Raw genomic sequence first — 1,095 nt, forward strand, 5'->3', positions numbered from 1 at the left:
GCGGGGCACCGTGGCCAGCACCTCCGGGCCGATCCGGTCCGGCGTGACGCCGGCCGGGTCGAAGCCGCATTCGGGGCAGGGCCGCTCGGTGACCCACGTCCAGTCCTTGGTGTCGGGGATGATCGCCATGCAGCCAGCTTAGGAGCCTTGCGGCCCCTGCTGCGATAGGGCGGGGCCGACCGCGTCCACCGGCTGGGACAACGGTATGCCGGAACCGTCGCGGCGGCCGTGTTCGGTGGGCAGCGCCCGGGAGGCGCCGTTGGCCGAGCTGGCCTTCGCCGGGCCGTGCCCGGCCCACGCCAGCGAGAGCATGTCCTCGCCCTTCAGGAAGCGGTGCGCGCGCACTCCGCCGGTGGCGCGGCCCTTGGCCGGGTACTCCGTGAACGGGGTGACCTTGACCGAGCCGGGGGCGGTGCCCGGCAGGGCTTCCTGCGAGGAGGCGACGGTGACGACGACGGCGTCCGCATCCCCCGCGGCGACCGCACCAAAGAACGTCACGGAGTCTTCCGCGCCCAGCTTGATGCCCGTAACTCCGCCGGCCGTGCGGCCCTGGGCGCGCACCGTCGAGGCCGGGAAGTGCAGCAGTTGCGCCTGGCGGGTGATGAAGACCAGTTCGTCGTCGTCGGCCGGGACGCTCAGGCCCACAATGTAGTCCTTGGGCTTGAGCGCGATGATCTCCCAGTCCTCCCGGTTGAGCGGGTAGTCCGGGGTCACGCGCTTGACGATGCCCTGGGCCGTGCCGAGGGCGAGGACCTTGTCCAGCGGGGCCAAGGCCACCAGGGTCTCGCCCTTCGCCAGGGTCACGAACTCCTTGACCGGGACGCCGCCGGCCAGGTTGGGCGACCCGGCAGCGGCGGCGAGCACCGGCATGTCCAGGACCGGAAGCCGCAGCATCCGGCCCAGCGAGGTCACGGCTCCGATTTCGGCCCGTGCCGTGGTCCTGACGACGGACGCCAGGACATCGTGCCGGATCCGCTGGCCGTCCGACAGGGGCTCCTGGTCCACCGTGCGGGCGAGCTGGCCGGAGGCGGAGAGCAGGACCCAGCACGGGTCGTCCGCGATCTGCAGCGGCAGGGCGGCCTTGGCGTTCTTGCC

At 72.6% G+C, this 1,095-nt stretch carries 1 protein-coding gene; it reads right to left on the reverse strand.

Going from position 1 to position 1,095, the window contains the following annotated elements; translation table 11 throughout:
• Positions 1–138: 138 nt before the first annotated feature.
• The coding region (locus tag AC5RV2_RS18290) for a DNA gyrase C-terminal beta-propeller domain-containing protein (RefSeq protein ID WP_494093507.1) at positions 139–1,095 on the reverse strand (957 nt) is incomplete at its 5' end.

Source organism: Arthrobacter sp. Y3225116 (assembly GCF_059091245.1).